The following is an 18,810-nucleotide window of genomic DNA, read 5'->3' on the forward strand; positions in this document are numbered from 1 at the left end:
AAAATGGCATATGAGGCAGGTAAAATAGAAAAAAAATGGCAAAAAATTTGGCAAGAAAAAGAATATTTTGAGCCAAAAGATGATTTTTCTTTACCAAAAAAATATATTTTATCTATGTTTCCATATCCAAGTGGTAGAATTCATATGGGACATGTGAGAAACTATAGCATAGGTGATGCTATGGCTAGATATTATAGAAAAAAAGGTTTTAATGTCTTACATCCTATAGGTTTTGATAGTTTTGGTATGCCTGCTGAAAATGCTGCGATAAAACACGGTATTCATCCTAAGAAATGGACTTATGAAAATATTGATTATATGCAAAATGAACTTGCTTCTTTGGGCTTTTCCTTTTCTAAAAAAAGAATGTTTGCTACTTCTGATCCTTTATATACTAAATTTGAGCAAGAATTTTTCATTAAAATGTATGAAAAAGGACTTGTTTATACTAAAGAAGCTGAAGTTAATTGGTGTGAGAATGATAAAACAGTCTTGGCAAATGAGCAAGTTGAAGATGGCAAATGTTGGCGTTGCGGACATGAAGTCATTAGAAAAAAAATGCCAGGATATTATGTAAAAATTACCGCTTATGCAGATGAATTATTGCAAGATCTTAAAAAATTAGAAGGAAAATGGCCAAGTCAGGTTTTGACTATGCAAGAAAATTGGATAGGTAAAAGCACAGGGCTTAGTTTTGATTTTGATATAGAAGAAAATGATAAAATCAGCGCAAAAAAGATCAATGTTTTTACAACAAGAGCTGAGACTATTTATGGAGTGTCTTATATTGCTTTAGCACCTGATCATGAAATAGTAAACGAATTAATTGATAAAAAATTACTAGATCAAGATACTATTATAAAAATTCAAAATATACAAAATCAAACACCCCGCCAAAGACAAGCTGCGCCAAAAGAAGGGTATTTTTTAAATCTTCATGTAATCCATCCACTAAGTAAAGAAAAAATTCCTTTATGGGTAGCTAATTTTGTTTTAAGTGATTATGGTAGTGGGGCTGTTATGAGTGTGCCTGCTCATGATGAAAGAGATTATGAGTTTGCAAAAACTTATAATTTAGCTATAAAAAAAGTAATTTATAAAGATGAAAATGATGCACAATGCTACACTTTAAAAGAAGGTGTTTTAACTAATAGTGGCGAATTTGATCAATTAGAATGTAATGATGCTAGAGAAAAAATTAGTTTAAAAATTGAATCTTTGGGTATTGGTAAAAAGGTTACCAATTTTAAAATTCGTGATTGGGGTGTTTCTAGACAAAGATATTGGGGTGCTCCTATACCAATGATTAAGTGTAATTCTTGTGGCATAGTTCCTCAAAAAATAGAAAATTTACCTATTACCTTGCCTGAAGATGTGATTATAAATGGAGAGGGAAATCCACTTGATAAGCATGAAATATGGAAAGAGTGCATTTGTCCAAAATGTGGTAAAAAAGCACAAAAAGAAAGCGATACTTTAGATACTTTCTTTGAAAGTTCTTGGTATTTTGCGCGTTTTGCAAGTGATGATAAAACATGGCAAGAAAAAGCGGTGGATGAAAAAAGTGTTAATTATTGGATGAATGTTGATGAATATATTGGCGGGATTGAACATGCGATATTGCATTTACTCTATGCTAGATTTTTCCAAAAAGCACTTAGAGATTTGGGTTATTTAAAAGATGATGAGCCTTTTAATAGACTTTTAACCCAAGGAATGGTCACTAAAGATGGTGCTAAGATGAGTAAATCTAAGGGTAATGTAGTTGATCCTGATTATATTATAGAAAAATATGGAGCAGATAGTGCAAGATTGTTTATATTGTTTGCTGCACCACCTGCTAAAGAACTTGAATGGAACGATAGTGCGCTAGAGGGTGCGTTTAAATTTATCAATAGGCTTTATGAAAAGGCTATGAGTTTAGAATGTGGAAAATTACAAGAAATTGATCATCAAAGTTTAAATAAAGAAGAAAAATATGCTAGATTAAAAGTATATGAAGCTTTGAAAAAATCTTTTGAAGTTTATGAAGAAAGTTTTGCCTTTAATACCTTAATAGCTGCATGTATGGAAGCTTTAAATGCCTTAAATGCTATAAATCATAAAGAAGTTTTAAAAGAAGCTTTTTATATTATTTTAAATATTTTAGAGCCTATTATCCCTCATGTTTGTTTTGAGCTTAGCGAGCATTTGTTTAAATGTGAAAATTTTAAAGTATTAAAAATAAAAGAAGAAGTTTTTGTAAAAGATAGTTTTAATATAGCTATTAGTGTTAATGGTAAAAAAAGAGCACAGATTGAAATAAATTCAGAGGCTAAAGAAGATGAGATTTTAGCTTTGGCTAAAGAAAATGTTGCAAAATGGCTAGAAGGAAAAACCATTGTAAAAGAAATTTATATTGATAAGAAATTGGTAAATTTGGTGGTTAAATGAAAAAATATTTAATATCTTTTTTTGCTTTTTTTATTATATCTTGTGGATATATCCCATCATCTCAAATGGCAAGTAGGGTTTTGGGTGAAAATGTATTTTTGAAAATCAATATTAGTAAACAAGATCCCGAAAATAGTGTTTATATAACAGATATTTTAAGAGAAGCTATGCTTAATAAGCTTGGCAGAAAAGTCACAGATGAGCATAATGCAGATAGTTCTATTATAGTTACGATGAAAAAGTTAGAATTTCATCCTATGGTGTATGATAGAAATGGTTATGTAGTTAATTATAAAGCAGAGCTTTACTTGGAATTTCTTATGCGTTATAAAAATGGTAAAGAAGAAGTTGTAAATACCAAGGGAAGTTATAATTTTGATATTAATCCAAATTCTATTATTAGCGATCAAGCTAGATTTGAAGCAATTAAAAATGCATCAAGTGAAGCTTTTGATGAATTTGTTTCTATCATAGCTATTAGGGGTTATAAATAAATGGCAAGTCATATCAATGAGATTGCAAAAGAAACATTGATAAAATTAAAAGAGCGTAAGTTGCATCCAACTCCTGAAAATTATAGTGAGGTATTTGAAGAATGTGCTAAAAAAGCGGGAGTGATGAGTTTTAATAAAGCAAGGATAGAAAAATATACTAATCTTTTAGATGATATTTATAAGCAAGAGCTAAAAGGAAAAAGCATTCGAACTATTGATGAGTTTTTGATGTTTTTAGTTTCTAGACTTAATAGGCAAGTAAGTAGAAAATATGAAGATGTTTATGCTTTGCTTGATTTGATTGTGCAACAGCTTAGTATTAGCAAAGATAAAAAAATCAAAGAATTAGCAAAAATTACTCAACACAGATTATCTCAAGCTATGGATTTAGAAACCATATATCTTTTAAGGGCTAAATGGAGAGAGCTTGAAAAATCTTATGAGGATTATGAGCTTTTAAAAAAATTAGAAGAATTTAATATTCGAGCGTTTTTGGATTTTCACACTTTAGTTGAAAAACTCATTGTTATGTTAAAGGAGAGATCTTATGAGAAGCAGGCTGAACTTTTACTAGCTTCTTTGGAGTCTTTGTTTGGAGCAAGTAAAGAGCTTGAGCAGTTTAAACAAAATTTAAAAGAAAATCCTAAATTAATTGCCAGGAAAGAATTTGCACATGAGTATTATTTAATGTTGCAAAAAAAAGAAGCAACAGATAAATATTATATACAAAAAAACCTTTCTTTTTTTAATCAGCACTTAGAAAGCTTAAATGAAATGGTATCAAAGCTTTATGATAACAGCCAAGAAGATGTGAAATTTATTAATGCTTTAACTAAAGATGAAAATGGTAATGTTCAAATTAATTTTGATACACTAAAAGATAAACTTTTGTATGCAAACGAGCAAATAGCGCAAATTAAAACTCAAATTCAAGCCACAAGTGATGATGAGCAAAGAGAGCAGTGGAGTCTTGCTCAAGAACTTAAAAAACTTGATGAAAACTATAAGCTTTATGCTGTTAATTATGCATTATGTTTTTTTAAAATTAATAATATAGAGCATGTTATTAATGTCTATGGTGTTGATAGTTTTAAGGCAATTAGTGGAAAGTTTAAAAAGATACTTAAAGATTTATGTAAAGATATGGGTGAAATTTGGATTTTAGATGAAAGTTCTTATTTGGTTATACTTCCGGGTAAAAATTTAGAAAGTGCTCAGATTTTTATAGAAAAAGCCTTAAAGCTTATAGATGATTATAAATTTATTTATAAAGAAGAAGTAGTTAAACTTATTTTATCATCTTCTTGCATAGAAAAAAAAGAATTTCCAGATGGTGATATTTTAAAAGAATTAATCCAAAAAGCTTAGCATGAAATTTCAACAAACACTTTCACAAAAAACTATGTATGTGCAAAAAATTAGTAGATTTTTTATGTTTAGCATGTATGAGAAGTATAAAAAATTTATTCCAAAAACTAAAAATATCCAAATTATTGGCACTAATGGTAAAGGAAGTACGGGTAGATTTTTAGCGCTTTTACTTTTAGAGCAAGGATATAAAGTAGGTCATTATACAAGTCCACATATTTTTGAATTTAATGAAAGATTTTGGTTAAATGGCAAAATTGCAAGCAATGAACTTTTAGAAAAAGCGCATGAAAAACTAGAAAGTGTTTTTTTGGAAGATGTGAAAAAACTTAGTTATTTTGAATACGCTACTTTTTTAGCTTTTTTTATTTTTAAAGATTGTGATTATGTGATTTTAGAAGCCGGAGTAGGTGGGGAGTATGATGCGACAAGTGTTTTTGAAATAGATTTTAGTATTTTTACTAAAATAGGATTTGATCATCAAGATTTATTAGGTAAAAATTTAGAAGAAATAGCAAGAACAAAATTAAAAGCCATGAGTGCCAAAGCTTTAATTAATCATAAGCAAGAAGCAAAAGTATTAAATTTGGCTCAAAAAATAGCAAATTTAAAACGAGCTAGTTTAAGTATCAGTTTGCTAGAAAAAAATAATTTTATTAATCCTTATGTGCAAGAATATATTCAAAAGCACAATTTTGCAACTTTTTTAAAAGATAATCTTTTTTTAGCTTTAGAAGCTTTTTCTAAAATTTGTGCTAAAAATGAAAAAGAATTAATTCAAAGTATCAAAAATCTACCAAAACTTGATTTAAAAGGAAGGTGCGAGCAAATAAGTCAAAATATTTTTATTGATGTAGGACATAATGAAATGGCGGCTTTAGCTTTAGTTGAAATTTTCAAGGAAAAAAAAGTTCATTTAGTTTATAATTGCTTTTTAGATAAAGATTCTTATAAAATTTTAAAGGTCTTAAAACCTATAATAAAAATAGTTGAAATTTATGATTATGAAAGTAAAGATAGACCTTTGGCGGGTTCTGTTTTGCTAGATAATTTAGAAAAATTAGATATTGTTTATCAAAAATTTGAACAAATAAAAAAAGATGAGTTATATTTAGTTTTTGGTTCTTTTGTATTGGTAGAAAAATTTTTAAGAGGCTATAATGAAAGATAAATTTACGCTAACTATTACAGATGTAAATGGTTCTAGACATTTTTTATTAAGTCAGATTATAAAAAAAGTAATAATTTATTTTACTACTTTTGTTTTTGTTGTTATAGTTTTAGGTGCTTTATATATTAATTATTTAGCAGATAAGCGTTCAGAGCTTTTAAAAGAACAAGAAATATTATCTTCAAAGAATACTAAATTGTTTTCTCAAAATGAGAGTATGCAAAAAAGTTTAGAAGAAAAAACAGCCTTATATGATGAACTCCAAACCCAACTTGCAGATATTGAGGATAATTTAGGCTTAAAGCAAGATGAAAGTTTAGATATACCAGAAAGATTAGAAAAAGTCAAACTTACTAATGATCAAGCTTATTTATTTTTAACACAAATTCCAAATGGTCATGTGATAGAAGATAATGGAGTCACAGGTAATTTTGGATGGCGTCATCATCCTATATTAAATAAAAAAGAGTTTCATCCAGGTATTGATTTAAGAGCAGCTTTAAAAACTCCTATTTATGCGCCTGCAAATGGAGTGGTTGAATACGCTGCATATAGCAATAATGGTTATGGTTACTCAGTGATTTTGATCCATAATTTTGGTTTTAAAACGGTTTATGCGCATATGACGCGTCAGGATGTTGTCAAAGCAGGGCAATTTGTAAAAAAAGGTGATTTGTTGGGTTATACGGGAAATACAGGTCTTTCTACGGGGCCGCATTTGCATTATGAGGTTAGATTTATTAATAAACTTTTAGATCCTAAGATTTTTATAGATTTAAACCGAAAAAACTATGAACAAATTTTTGAAAAAGAAAGGAGAGTGCCATGGCAATCTTTAATAAAGGCTCTATTGCTGCAGTATCCGAAACTACAGTCATTTCAAACGGAGCAAAAATAGAAGGAAAATTTTATTTTGATTCTATGCTTCATTTAGATGGAGAAATTACAGGAGTAATTAATTCTTCTAATGTGATAGTGATAGGTAAAAGTGGTGTTTTAAAAGGACAAGTTAAGGCAAGTAAGATAGTAATCAATGGAGTTTTTGAGGGAGAAATGCAAGTTGATTCTTTAGAAATTTTATCTGGCGGTGTGCTTAATGGTAATATCATAGTTAAACAATTAAGTATTGAAAATGGTGGGAAATTTAACGGAAGTAGTAAAATAATTGAAAAAGAAGAAGAGCTTGCAACTATTGATGTGAGTATAGAAAATTCAGAAAATGCAAGCTAAATTATATGAATATTTATTAAGTAATAAAACTGAGTTAATAATTTGTGAGAATGATAAAGAAGCAGATGAATTAGCTCAAGTTTGCTTATTTTTAAAATTAAAAACTTTTATTTTACCTGATTTTAGAGCAGAATTTGGTAGCGATTTACGCTCTTTTTCTAAAGAACTTTTTGAAATTTGTAAAGTATTAAATGCTTATCATAAAGAAAATGAAAATAAAATTTTAATATCTCCTATAAAAACAATTTTGCAAAAGTTACCAGGTAAAAAGCATCTAAAAAACATTATTCTTAAAAGAAATTCACTTCTTGCTTTAGAGAAATTTAAAGAAGAAATTTTACATAGTGGATATGAGTTTGTAGATATAGTTCAAGATAAGGGTGAAATTTCAATACGCGGGGATATTATAGATATTTTTGCGATTAATGAAGAACAACCTTTCAGAATTTTACTTTTTTCAGATGAGATAGAAAGTATAAGATATTTTGATATACATACACAAAAATCAATCCCTACTGAACTCTCCAATATAGAAATTTGTCCTTTTTTGAGTGCTTTTAGTCAAGAGCAATATGAAAATTTACAAGAAAAAATTCAAAATTTCCAAAGCCAAAGTATTATAAATGATGTTAATTCTTTAGGTTTTTGGTGTGTTGATGATTTTTGTGATTATTTAGATTTAAATTTTGTAAGCATAAAAAAATTTGATGTAAATGATTTTGAAGAAGATATTAGTAAAATCAATCAAAATATTTTACCTGAACCAAAATTTTATAAAGATTTGGTAAGTTCTTATAATTATGATTTTTTCACTTTTCACAAAGATAAAAAAATTACTATTTTGGCAAAAAATGAAGCTTTGTTTAAAGCTTTAAATTTACAAGAATTTTCAAATATTAAATTAAAAATATCCCAAGAAAGAATTAATTTAAGTACTCAAGATGAGCTTATCATATCTTTAAATAAAAAAGAAAAAAACAAAAGAGTTAGAAAAGCAAGTTTGGTAATAGATGAACTTAGAGTTGGGGATTTTGTTGTGCATGAAGATTATGGTGTAGCTAAATTTTTAGGTCTTGAGATTATTGCAATAGCAGGAGCAAAAAAAGAATTTGTCGCTCTTGGGTATTTAAATAACGATAAGCTTTTATTGCCTGTTGAAAATTTATATATGATTGATAAATATATCGGTGCAAGTGGTGGTGTGCCTTTACTTGATAAGCTTGGAAAAGGAAGTTTTTTAAAAATCAAGGAAAGATTAAAAGAAAAATTATTTGCCATTGCTTCAAATATAGTTTCTTTAGCAGCGGCTAGAGCTTTGATAAAAGCAAAAGAATTAAAAATTTCTCAAGAATTACAAGATGAATTTATCAATAAGGCAGGATTTTTTTACACTAAAGATCAAAGTCAAGTTTGTCAAGAAATCACTCAAGATTTAAAAAGTATGCAGGTGATGGATAGGCTTTTAAGTGGCGATGTGGGTTTTGGTAAAACAGAAGTTGCTATGAACGCTATATTTACTTGTGTAAAAAGTGGTTATACGGCTTTATTTTTTGTGCCAACTACTTTGCTTTCAGCCCAGCATTTTAAAACCTTAAAACGAAGATTTGATTCTTTTGATATAGAGGTTTTTAAGCTAGATCGTTTTACTAGTGCTAAAGAAAAAAAACAAGTTTTAGCATTTTTAAAAGAAAATAAGCCTTGTGTAGTGGTTGGAACGCATTCTCTTTTAGGGGTTGAGTGTGAAAATTTGGGTTTAGTCGTGATAGATGAGGAGCATAAATTTGGTGTAAAACAAAAAGAAAAACTCAAGGAACTAAGTAAAAATTCACATATTCTATCTATGTCGGCAACGCCTATACCAAGAAGTTTAAATCAAGCTCTTAGCTCTTTAAAGTCATATAGTGTTTTACAAACTCCACCTGAGGATCGTTTGGATGTGCGTACCTTTGTTAGAGAAAGTAGTGATGCTTTGATTAAAGAAGCTATTTCAAGAGAATTAAGAAGAGCAGGACAGATTTTTTATATACACAATCATATAGCAAGTATTGATGAGTGTAAAAAATATCTTTTAGATTTGTTTCCAAATTTAAAAATTTTAATCTTGCATTCTAAAATTGATGCAAAAATTACTGAAGAAGAAATGATTAAATTCGAAAATAAAGAATATGATTTATTGCTTTGTACTTCTATAGTTGAAAGTGGTATTGATTTGGCAAATGCAAACACTATCATAGTAGAAAATTCAGATCGCTTTGGTATGGCTGATTTACACCAACTTAGAGGAAGAGTAGGGCGTAGTGCTAAGCAAGGATATTGTTATTTTTTGATTGAAGATAAGGAAAAAATCACAAAAGATTCTTTAAAAAGACTTACGAGTTTAGAGAGTAATTCTTATTTAGGTTCAGGAAGCGTGCTTGCTTACCATGATTTAGAAATTCGTGGTGGTGGAAATTTATTAGGCGTAGATCAAAGTGGGCATATAGAGCAAATTGGCTATAGCTTGTATCTTAAAATGTTAGAAGATGAGATTAATAAATTAAGTAAAAAAGAAGAAATTAAAGAGAAAAAAATAGATCTAAAGCTTAATATCAATGCTTTTTTAAATAGTGAGTATATTAGCGAAGATCGTTTGAGATTAGAACTTTACAGAAGACTTAGTAAGTGTATGAGTGCTAATGAAGTTTATGAGATAGAAAGTGAGATGAATGATCGTTTTGGAAGACCTGATATCTTCACAAAGCAGTTTTTGGATTTAATCATCATAAAAATTTTAGCTAGCAAACATTATAAATTAGTGAGCAATTATGAACAAAATATTTGTTTTGTAAAAGATGATGAGAGCAAAGAAGTCATTAAAGCAAAAAGTAAAGACGATGATGATGTAATTGAGGCTATTTTGATGCATTTAAGAAAGAGTGAAAAAGCATGAGTGGATATGAAATTTTTAAAGCTTTAGTTAATGCAAATATTGATTATAAAGATTTTGAATGGCTAGAAAATAATACTTTAAGTGAGTTTGAAATTTTAATTTCTGTAGTTTTAACTCAAAATACAAACTGGAAAAATGTATTGAAAGCTTTGATAAATTTAAAACAAGCAAATATTACTAAAATAGAAGATTTATCAAATTTAAATACTCAAGATTTAGCGTTTTTAATAAAGCCAAGTGGATTTTATAATACTAAGGCAAAATATATTAAAAATTTTACTCAAAAATATTTTCAATATTTTAATTCTTTTGAGCTTTTTAAAGAAGAAGTTGATAGAGAATGGCTTTTGGATATTAAGGGTTTTGGTCAAGAAAGTGCTGATGGAATTTTAAATTATATATGCAAAAAAGAAGTTTTAGTAGTTGATGCTTATAGTGCAAAAATAGCTAATTATTTAGGCTATGAGTGTCAAAGTTATGATGAGTTGGCAGATTTTTTAAAAAAAGACATAGCTAAAAATCAACAAGAATTGTGTGTTTTATTAAAAAAAGAATGTAAATTATATGAGCTTTATCAAATTTTTCATGCTTTAATTGTTTCTTTTTGTAAAACACACTTTCAAGGTAAAAAACTTTCAGAGGATGGTGTATTTATTCTAGATCCTTTAAAATTTTAAATTTATTTTTTATTTAAAAAGTTATTTTTTTTACGATTAAAGTGCTATAATGTATTTAACTTCATAAAAAGGAGAAGTAATGAATACAAGTATAGTTGGAAAGCAATTTGAGCTAACTGAGTCTATAAAAGAGTATGTGGAAAAAAGCTTTGATGCTTTAAGTAAATATGGCTTAGATGTGATTTCTGCGCGTTGTGTTATAAGTGCTGATGAAAGGCATGGAAAGAAAGGATTTTGGGCTGAATTTAGCATTAATCTAGCCGGTATTAATACAGTGGTTGTAAAGCAAAAAGATAAAGACTTATACGCTGCTATAGATTTAGCTACTGATAGAATTTCTAAGGTTTTAAGAAGATTGCATGATAAAAATATTACCCATAAACATCAAGATGAGATAAAAGAAAATTTAGTATTACCGAGCTTGATTGAGGAAGATGAGATAGTTCCAACAGAACTTGAGCTATATAAGCCTTTGGAAATTGAAGAAGCGTTGGAAAAATTAAAAGCAAGTAAAGATATATTTTTAGTTTTTAATGACATAGATGCAAAAATGAGAGTGCTATATAAGAAAAAAGATGGTAAATTTGGTTTATTTTAAAAAATCTAGCCTTTTTTAAAGGCTAGATTTATTAGAAGAGTTTGTTAAAAATTTTATCTATTGCTTGATCTACTTTTTTACCTGTATTTTTAGCACCATCACTAGCATTTCCACCTATTGTATTAACAATAGAATTTACAACACTTTTTGTATCAAGACTTACTTTAGGATCTTGCGTTGTTCCTTTTATAACACCTTTGAAGTTTGCTCTATCAATGACGATATTAAAGGGAATGTTTAATTTGGTACTTTTTGTATCAACCTTACCTTTGCTAATATTTATATTGCTTCTATCAGCCACTAGGTTTAAATTTAAATCTATAAGATTTTTGTTGATATTTATTTTGGCTTCACCGTTGCGATATACATCTTGAGTGATATCTTTTTGTAAAAGTAACATTAAAGCACCTGTGATGAGATTTTTCTTAAGTCGCCCATCGGCTAAATTCATTAGCACCACACCACTTTCTTTTAAAAGATTATAGTCAATACTTAAATTTGATTTTGCTTGATAATAATCAGGTAAATCTAAGCTTTGAGTTAAATTTGAAAGATCGGTATTTTGCATTTTAGCGTTAAAAATATTATTTTTTAAAGTGGCATTTAACGAGCCGTTAAATATATTTTTACTATTAATACTTGCATCTATTAAAGCGTTTTTAAAATCAAATTTTCCTTCAAAATCAGCCTTGCCTTTTAAGTTTCTATCAACTAAAAATCCTAACTTAGAAAAATCTTGCAATGATATATTATAAGTGCTTGCTAGAGCCATTTGATTAAGATCAAATTTACCTTTTAATGAATTAATATTTGCAAATGAACTTAGAACTTTAGCGTTAAAATCAATGATTGATTTAGAAATTTTTCCATCAAGATTGATTTTTGCTGAAGTATTCTTTGGAAATTTTTTTTCTAAAAGTTTAGATAATTCTACTTCATTAAAAGAAGAATTAATATTTGCTTTAAAATCACCATTAATATTGTTAAAATCAAGTGACTTTAAGTCAATATCTGCATTTACATCACCAAATGCTAAAACTTTTTGTCCTATCAAAGGAAAAAGTTGTTCTAATTTTATATTATCAACTTTCGCTTGTAAATTTTTTCCATTGGATTTTGCATTGATAAGCCCTTGCATGATTTTAATATTTGCATCAAGATTTTGAATTTGATTTGACTTAAGATCAACTTTGGCATCTAAATTTAAAGGTCCATTGAGATCTTGTTTGGTTAAAGGTTTTAATTTGTTAAGATTATCCACAAAAGCACTAATTTGTACGTTTAAATCTTTGTTTGTAAGGTTATATGAACCTTTTAGTTGAGGTATTTTTGCTATGTTTGAATCAAGTAAAGCTTCATAATCAATCAAAGAATTTTTCGCATTTGCTTTAGCTTGTAAGTTAAAATTTGTTTTTGGAAAATCAAGATTGCTTAGTTTTTTAAATTCCATAACATTTATATTTGCATTGTTTAACCTAGTGTTTAGATTGAAATTTTTAAAATCAAGCCCTTGTGCTTTTAAATCTAAAACTAATTTAGAATTAATAAAAGCAGGTATGGATATGGTTTTTAAAAGTTCTGCTACTTCTATATTAGTTGTATTGATATTAAGATTATTATTTTCTAAAACAGCTTTTAAGTTACCACCAAATCCAAGTAAGTCAGCATCTAATTTTTGCAATTGATTGTTTGCAAAAATTAAATTACCTTGAATTTGACTTTTACCTTGGAGTTTCATTTTGGCTAGAGATGAAAATTGATTAAAATCATCTATTTTGATATCAAAATCACTAGTTAAGCTTTGTTTTGCTATATCATAAATGCTTTTTTGTGTATAAAGTTTGAAGAAGTTGCTTAAAATTTCACTTTTAGAAATAACTTCATTGCTTTGGATTAAAGATCTTATTTCACCTTTTATATAGCTTTGTTTTGGTAAGCTTAGATTAAAATCTTTTTCAATTAGAGTATTATTGATAGAACTTGTGTAAAAATTAATCAAAGCATTACCATTTGGTTTTAAATCTTTAGCTTGTATATCACTTATAATACTAATTTTTCCTTGAGCATATCTTGGTAGATTAGCAAAATCTAAAATTTGAGCCAAATCTATATTTTTACCAATAAATTCAAGATTTATAGGAGAAAAATCAACAATTTTTGCATCTAAGCTAAGATTAGAATCAAACAAAAACCCATTACCTTTTACTAAAAAATCATTACTTTTACCTACAGCACTACCTTTAAATGTAAAATCTTTATCACTTTTTAAGCCAAGATTTTGAATATAGTTTTGTTTAAGTCCTAAAAGATAGTTTAAATCAAATCCTAGTCTTAAAGGTGATATACCACCTTCTATGTTAGCAAAAAATTTATCATCAATGTTTGCTTTAATGTCAAGTTGTGAAAAACTAATTTTAAAATTTTCAAATTTAACATTCATACCACTTTTTTGAGCAATAATCGTTTCGATTCTTGGCTTTAAAAAAGCATTACCCATGCTTGTAAATAATAATGTATATATAGCTAGAAATGCTATACACACTACACCTAAAAGAATGTAAAGAATTTTTTTCATGAGAAACCTTTATAATGATATATCATATAAATTTAGTGATATAGACTAAACTTATATGATATATTTTACTTAATTTATTGACAATTAACTTTCTTTAATGTATAATTCTATCACTCAAAAACAAAGAGTGCTAAAAAATGGCACATTTTAGAAAGGATAAAAAATGAATTTTCAACCTCTAGGAAAGCGTATTTTAGTAAAACGCTTAGAAGAAATGAAAACTACTGCTTCTGGGATTATTATACCAGATAATGCTAAAGAAAAACCATTAAATGGTGAAGTTGTTGCAGTAAGCAAAGAAATAGAAGATATTAAGGTAAATGATAAAGTAATGTTTGCAAAATACGGTGGAACTGAAATTAAACTTGATAATGAAGAGTATTTAGTTCTTAATGTTGAAGATGTTTTAGGGATTATTAAATAAAAAAGGATAAAAAATGGCAAAAGAAATATTTTTTTCAGATGAAGCAAGAAATAAACTTTATGAAGGTGTTAAAAAACTTAATGATGCTGTAAAAGTCACTATGGGGCCACGCGGTCGTAATGTATTAATCCAAAAAAGTTTTGGTGCTCCAACTATCACAAAAGATGGTGTGAGTGTGGCTAAAGAAGTGGAATTAAAAGATTCTTTAGAAAATATGGGTGCTTCTTTAGTTAGAGAAGTAGCTAGTAAAACAGCTGATCAAGCAGGTGATGGAACAACAACAGCAACAGTTTTAGCGCATGCTATTTTTAAAGAAGGTTTGAGAAATATTACAGCAGGTGCTAATCCTATCGAAGTTAAAAGAGGTATGGATAAAGCTTGCGAAGCTATAGTAGCTGAACTTAAAAAACTTTCTCGTGAAGTTAAAGATAAAAAAGAAATAGCTCAAGTTGCGACAATTTCTGCAAATTCAGACGAGAAAATCGGAAATTTAATCGCTGATGCTATGGAAAAAGTTGGAAAAGATGGTGTTATCACTGTTGAAGAAGCAAAATCAATCAATGATGAATTAAATGTAGTTGAAGGTATGCAATTTGATAGAGGTTATTTAAGCCCATATTTCATTACAAATACTGAAAAAATGACAGCTGAATTGCAAAATCCTTTCATTTTGTTATTTGATAAAAAAATTGCCAACTTAAAAGATTTATTACCAATTTTAGAACAAATTCAAAAAACAGGAAAACCACTTTTAATTATAGCTGAAGACATTGAAGGCGAAGCTTTGGCAACTTTAGTTGTAAATAAATTAAGAGGTGTTTTAAATATTTCAGCAGTTAAAGCTCCTGGCTTTGGCGATAGAAGAAAAGCTATGCTTGAAGATATTGCTATTTTAACAGGTGGTGAAGTGATTTCTGAAGAGCTTGGAAGAACTTTAGAAAGTGCTAGTATTCAAGATTTAGGTCAAGCTTCAAGCGTGATTATTGATAAAGACAATACAACTATTGTAAATGGTGCAGGTGAAAAAGCAAATATTGATGCAAGAATTAACCAAATCAAAGCTCAAATTGCTGAAACAAGTTCAGATTATGATAGAGAAAAATTACAAGAAAGATTAGCTAAATTAAGCGGCGGTGTAGCGGTGATTAAAGTTGGTGCGGCTACTGAAACTGAAATGAAAGAGAAAAAAGATAGAGTTGATGATGCATTAAGTGCTACAAAAGCTGCAGTTGAAGAAGGTATAGTAATAGGTGGTGGCGCTGCATTAATCAAAGCAAAATCAAAAATCAGCTTGAATTTGCAAGGTGATGAAGCTATTGGTGCAGCTATTGTAGAAAGAGCATTAAGAGCACCTTTAAGACAAATTGCTGAAAATGCTGGATTTGATGCTGGTGTAGTTGTAAATACAGTAGAAAATAGTAAAGAAGAAAATACTGGTTTTGATGCTGCAAAAGGTGAATATGTAAATATGCTTGAAAGCGGTATTATCGATCCTGTTAAAGTAGAAAGAGTAGCCTTACTTAATGCGGTATCAGTAGCTAGTATGCTTTTAACAACTGAAGCTACAATTAGCGAAATTAAAGAAGATAAACCTGCTATGCCTGATATGAGTGGTATGGGCGGTATGGGAGGCATGGGTGGTATGATGTAATACCATCTTTTTTACTTCTTTTTGGAGTTGCTTTTTATAGCAACTCTTTTAAATTCTTTTATATTTTTTCATACTCGTTTTATTTTGTTATAATAGATGTAAAATTATAAGGATTTTACATGAAAAATTTACAAGAAGAGCAATTTTCTAACTCAAAATATATTAAACCTAAAAGATATACTTATATAGGTAAAGATAACAAAAAATATACTTGGGATTTTATAGAAGCATTAGATAGTGTTTCTGTTTTTTTATATCATACTCAAAAAGATTCTTTTGTTTTTGTAAAGCAATTTAGAATTCCTTTATGGGATTATCAAAAACGCAATAACTTAAATTTAAACGAGATGGGATTTAGCATAGAGCTTTGTTCAGGTCTTGTTGATAAAGATTTGAGTTTAGAGGAAATAGCTAAAGAAGAATGTGTTGAAGAACTAGGTTATGCTCCTAAGGTTGTAGAAAAAATAGGGGAATTTTATACAGGTTTTGGTTCAGGTGTTAGTAGACAATTTTTATTTTTTGCTGAAATTAATGAAGATGATAAAATTGGTAATGGTGGTGGAATTGAGGGGGAGGATATCCAAGCAGTATGGATAAAAAGAAAAGATTTTGAAAAGTTTTCTAAAGAAAATCCTATAAAAACTCCTTTACTTGAGTATGCGTATTTATGGTTTAAGGGTAAGAATTAATCTTACCTCTTTTTATTTTTCCTCTTTATTTTCAATATTTAGATCTTTTTCATCAAGCATTTCTTTAAAGATTCCAAATAAATCTTCAGAAGCCTTTTCAGCATTAGAGCATTTATCTAAAATTTGATTTTGTACTAGTTTATCACTTGTATCTTCATTATGTGCTAAAGCAACGGCTTGGTTCATATTTTCATGTACTTTTTGATGTGGTAAATTTAACTTACCAAAAGCTCTTCCGCCAGAAAATCTTTCCTTGCCAATACCAGCAATCCATTTTGCAAGTCTGCAACTTAAGTGATCAGATAAAGTTTTTCCTGAAGCATGAATAATTTCATTATATCCATTTAATTTAAATGCAATATGATCTAGTTTTGCTAGTGATATGAATATTTCAGAGGTAATGCTTTTAGCGTGAGAACTAGTTGAATTTGCATTAGAAATTAATTGAGCAAAATTACTAGAGAATTTTACTATATGCTCATTAGATTCTAATGATACTTTTTCTACTTGTTCACTTTGTCCATACATCTCATCAGCATTTTGTTTTAATAGGTTAATATTTAATTCTACTTCAGAAGTTGCTTTTTGTGTTTTTTCAGCAAGTTTTCTTACTTCATCAGCAACAACAGCAAAGCCTCTGCCGTGTTCTCCTGCTCTAGCAGCTTCGATTGCGGCATTTAGTGCTAAAAGATTGGTTTGATCGGATACATCTTTGATTAAGTTAATAACATTAGTAATCTCATCAACGCTGCGGTGTAAATTTCCCGCTGTATCTCTTGAGCGATTAGCTGATTCTATAATGCTTTGAAGTGAAGATATGATAGAGTGAGTTATTGAATTTAACTCTTGCATATCTTTTAAAGAGGAATCAGAATATTGAGAAATCATTTCCGCTTTATTAACATTTTCCTGCATATCACTTTGAACATTTGCAATACCTTTTAAAACACCATTTAATAGCATTTCCAAAAGATTTGTTTCAAGTTCAGTTTTTCCGCAATTTCCTTGAAGTTGTTTTTCATAATTTTTAATTAATTCTTGTTTTTCTGAAAGAAGTCTTTTGTTTTCTTCTTCTAGTTCTTTGATTTTATTTTGTAAATTTTCAAAGTCTTGTGATAATTGACTTTTTTTCCCAAACATATTTAATCCTTAAAAGTTAAAAAAATCGGTAGAAATTATTTTTTATAATTTGATAAATAAGTATTTAATTCATCCTTTAATTTTAACTTTTCTTTCTTTAGATTTGCTATTTCTAAGCTATCTAGATGAATTCTACCTTCTTCTGCATCTTTGATTTTGTGATCAAGTTTGTTGTGCTCTTCAAACAACTTATCAAAATGCATATCCTTGCCTTTTAACTCGGTGATTAAATCCCTAAATTCATGTAGCATGTAAGCCTCCTTTTTTTGAAATTTTATTGTTATTGATTATAGCTTAAATAAGTTAAATGTATTTTAACTCGTCAGGTTTTTGTTTATTTTTAATAATCTTTTTAGCTATTTTTATACTATCTGCTGTACCAACGATTAACAATTTTGCACCAGTGCCTATTAAAGTGTCTCCTCTTGGCATAGGGGTAAATTTTTTATTTTCCAAAATTCCTACTATGCTAACATTTGCCATATCTCTTAAATGGATTTCTTTTAGTCTTTTAAATCTTACCCATGACTCGTCAGGAATTTTAACCTCTTCTAAATCAATAGGGCTATTTTTTTTGTAAAGATAATTTTCTAATAAATTTTCCATATCAGGTCTTGCTGACATAGCACTAAGTCTTTGTGCGACCAATTTTGTAGCAGAAACTATGGAATTTGCTCCAAGTTTTTTTAGTTTTTCAGTTTCGTCTTCATTGCTTGAGCTAGCTAGTATAAAATAAGGATTGATTCTTTGTAATTCTTTTTCAAACAATCTCACTGAAGCAATGATGGCTATATTATCTGCTATGTTATTGCTAAGAGTAATTACACCTTTTGCGCTAGAAAGATTGGTCTTTAAAAAGGCTATATTTGTATGTGGAGCACTTTCTATATAATAAGGATAATTGTATTTTTCAGCTATCTCGCTAAAATTTTCTATTTCATCAACAACAACAAAAGGAATGTGATTTTCTTTGAATTGCTGTGCTAGTTCTATGGTAAAATCATTGTGATAGCATATTACAAAATGATTTTTTAATCTTGCAACTTTATGAAGCATTCTTCTCTCCTTGATTATTTTAGACAAGATTCCTTTTTTTACTATTTCTATCACTAAACCCATGCAAAAAGTAAATATTGTAAAAGTTAATAATACATATATAACGGTAAAAATTCTACCCGCTGTTGGTATGGGATTGACTTCAGTGTAGCCTAAAGTGGTAAATGTCATACCAGCTTGGTAAATAGCATCATTGAGATTATAATTACTTGTAAGCATATAACCAAAAGCTCCAATTAGTGTCATTATTACGACAGCAATAAGAGGAATTCTTAAAAATCTAAGTTGCTCGTAAAGCTCGTCATTGAGGTTGATTGAAGGTTTTGGAGAAGGGGACCAATTGAGGAATTTTTGTAGCTTTTTCAAAAAAGACAT

Annotated in this window: 16 protein-coding genes and 1 pseudogene; 12 read left to right on the plus strand and 5 right to left on the minus strand. The window is 28.5% G+C overall.

Annotated features, from left to right (window positions below):
* The first annotated feature begins 3 nt into the window (after positions 1 to 3).
* From leuS to hpf, 9 genes are all read left to right on the plus strand, one after another.
* Positions 4 to 2,433, plus strand: a complete 2,430-nt coding sequence (gene leuS, locus L8W40_RS00235; protein WP_263661829.1) for a leucine--tRNA ligase — start codon at positions 4 to 6, stop codon at positions 2,431 to 2,433.
* A complete protein-coding gene (gene lptE, locus L8W40_RS00240) occupies positions 2,430 to 2,927 on the plus strand; it encodes an LPS assembly lipoprotein LptE (protein WP_133318709.1) in 498 nt (165 codons plus the stop codon). Before leuS ends, lptE begins: the two co-directional genes overlap by 4 nt.
* A complete protein-coding gene (locus L8W40_RS00245; protein WP_263662498.1) occupies positions 2,928 to 4,295 on the plus strand; it encodes a hypothetical protein in 1,368 nt (455 codons plus the stop codon).
* A gap of 1 nt (position 4,296) precedes the next feature.
* Positions 4,297 to 5,466: a Mur ligase family protein gene (locus tag L8W40_RS00250; RefSeq protein ID WP_263664380.1), complete on the plus strand. Its 1,170-nt coding sequence runs from the start codon at positions 4,297 to 4,299 to the stop codon at positions 5,464 to 5,466.
* Positions 5,453 to 6,364 carry a M23 family metallopeptidase gene (locus tag L8W40_RS00255; RefSeq protein ID WP_243705623.1) on the plus strand — a complete coding sequence of 304 codons (912 nt, stop codon included), beginning with the start codon at positions 5,453 to 5,455 and terminating at the stop codon, positions 6,362 to 6,364. Before L8W40_RS00250 ends, L8W40_RS00255 begins: the two co-directional genes overlap by 14 nt.
* Positions 6,292 to 6,696, plus strand: a complete 405-nt coding sequence (locus tag L8W40_RS00260) for a bactofilin family protein (protein ID WP_263660127.1) — start codon at positions 6,292 to 6,294, stop codon at positions 6,694 to 6,696. Before L8W40_RS00255 ends, L8W40_RS00260 begins: the two co-directional genes overlap by 73 nt.
* Positions 6,686 to 9,625, plus strand: coding sequence for a DEAD/DEAH box helicase (locus L8W40_RS00265; protein ID WP_263664381.1), 2,940 nt, complete (start codon positions 6,686 to 6,688; stop codon positions 9,623 to 9,625). Before L8W40_RS00260 ends, L8W40_RS00265 begins: the two co-directional genes overlap by 11 nt.
* Positions 9,622 to 10,302 carry an endonuclease III domain-containing protein gene (locus L8W40_RS00270; protein ID WP_263664382.1) on the plus strand — a complete coding sequence of 227 codons (681 nt, stop codon included), beginning with the start codon at positions 9,622 to 9,624 and terminating at the stop codon, positions 10,300 to 10,302. Before L8W40_RS00265 ends, L8W40_RS00270 begins: the two co-directional genes overlap by 4 nt.
* Positions 10,303 to 10,381: 79 nt before the next feature.
* Positions 10,382 to 10,900: a ribosome hibernation-promoting factor, HPF/YfiA family gene (gene hpf / locus L8W40_RS00275; protein WP_220566860.1), complete on the plus strand. Its 519-nt coding sequence runs from the start codon at positions 10,382 to 10,384 to the stop codon at positions 10,898 to 10,900.
* A 31-nt stretch (positions 10,901 to 10,931) separates the two neighbouring features.
* On the opposite strand, the gene L8W40_RS00280 is transcribed toward hpf, so the two are convergent.
* Positions 10,932 to 13,475 carry a hypothetical protein gene (locus tag L8W40_RS00280; protein WP_263664383.1) on the minus strand — a complete coding sequence of 848 codons (2,544 nt, stop codon included), beginning with the start codon at positions 13,473 to 13,475 and terminating at the stop codon, positions 10,932 to 10,934.
* Between the two features lie 163 nt (positions 13,476 to 13,638).
* Here L8W40_RS00280 and groES point away from each other — a divergent pair, with 163 nt between their 5' ends.
* The 3 genes from groES to L8W40_RS00295 all read left to right on the plus strand — a co-directional run bounded on the left by groES (position 13,639) and on the right by L8W40_RS00295 (position 16,239).
* Positions 13,639 to 13,899: a co-chaperone GroES gene (gene groES / locus L8W40_RS00285; protein WP_039626536.1), complete on the plus strand. Its 261-nt coding sequence runs from the start codon at positions 13,639 to 13,641 to the stop codon at positions 13,897 to 13,899.
* Between the two features lie 13 nt (positions 13,900 to 13,912).
* Complete coding sequence (gene groL, locus L8W40_RS00290) at positions 13,913 to 15,550, plus strand: chaperonin GroEL (protein ID WP_070256698.1); 1,638 nt, start codon at positions 13,913 to 13,915, stop codon at positions 15,548 to 15,550.
* A gap of 119 nt (positions 15,551 to 15,669) precedes the next feature.
* Positions 15,670 to 16,239, plus strand: a complete 570-nt coding sequence (locus L8W40_RS00295; protein ID WP_263664384.1) for an NUDIX domain-containing protein — start codon at positions 15,670 to 15,672, stop codon at positions 16,237 to 16,239.
* A 12-nt stretch (positions 16,240 to 16,251) separates the two neighbouring features.
* On the opposite strand, the gene L8W40_RS08075 is transcribed toward L8W40_RS00295, so the two are convergent.
* The 4 genes and pseudogenes from L8W40_RS08075 to L8W40_RS00310 all read right to left on the minus strand — a co-directional run bounded on the left by L8W40_RS08075 (position 16,252) and on the right by L8W40_RS00310 (position 18,810).
* Complete coding sequence (locus L8W40_RS08075) at positions 16,252 to 16,713, minus strand: CZB domain-containing protein (protein ID WP_412175450.1); 462 nt, start codon at positions 16,711 to 16,713, stop codon at positions 16,252 to 16,254.
* A pseudogene (locus L8W40_RS08080) lies at positions 16,699 to 16,983 on the minus strand (methyl-accepting chemotaxis protein); the annotation flags it as partial. The gene L8W40_RS08075 and the pseudogene L8W40_RS08080, both read right to left, overlap by 15 nt.
* Before the next feature lie 431 nt (positions 16,984 to 17,414).
* Entirely contained in the window at positions 17,415 to 17,630 is a 216-nt protein-coding gene (locus tag L8W40_RS00305) for a YdcH family protein (protein ID WP_133318720.1), read from the minus strand.
* A gap of 52 nt (positions 17,631 to 17,682) precedes the next feature.
* Positions 17,683 to 18,810: a potassium channel family protein gene (locus L8W40_RS00310; protein ID WP_220566855.1), complete on the minus strand. Its 1,128-nt coding sequence runs from the start codon at positions 18,808 to 18,810 to the stop codon at positions 17,683 to 17,685.

The sequence above is a fragment of the Campylobacter sp. IFREMER_LSEM_CL1846 genome (genome assembly GCF_025772105.1).
In the GTDB taxonomy this organism is placed as follows: Bacteria; Campylobacterota; Campylobacteria; order Campylobacterales; family Campylobacteraceae; genus Campylobacter_D; species Campylobacter_D lari_D.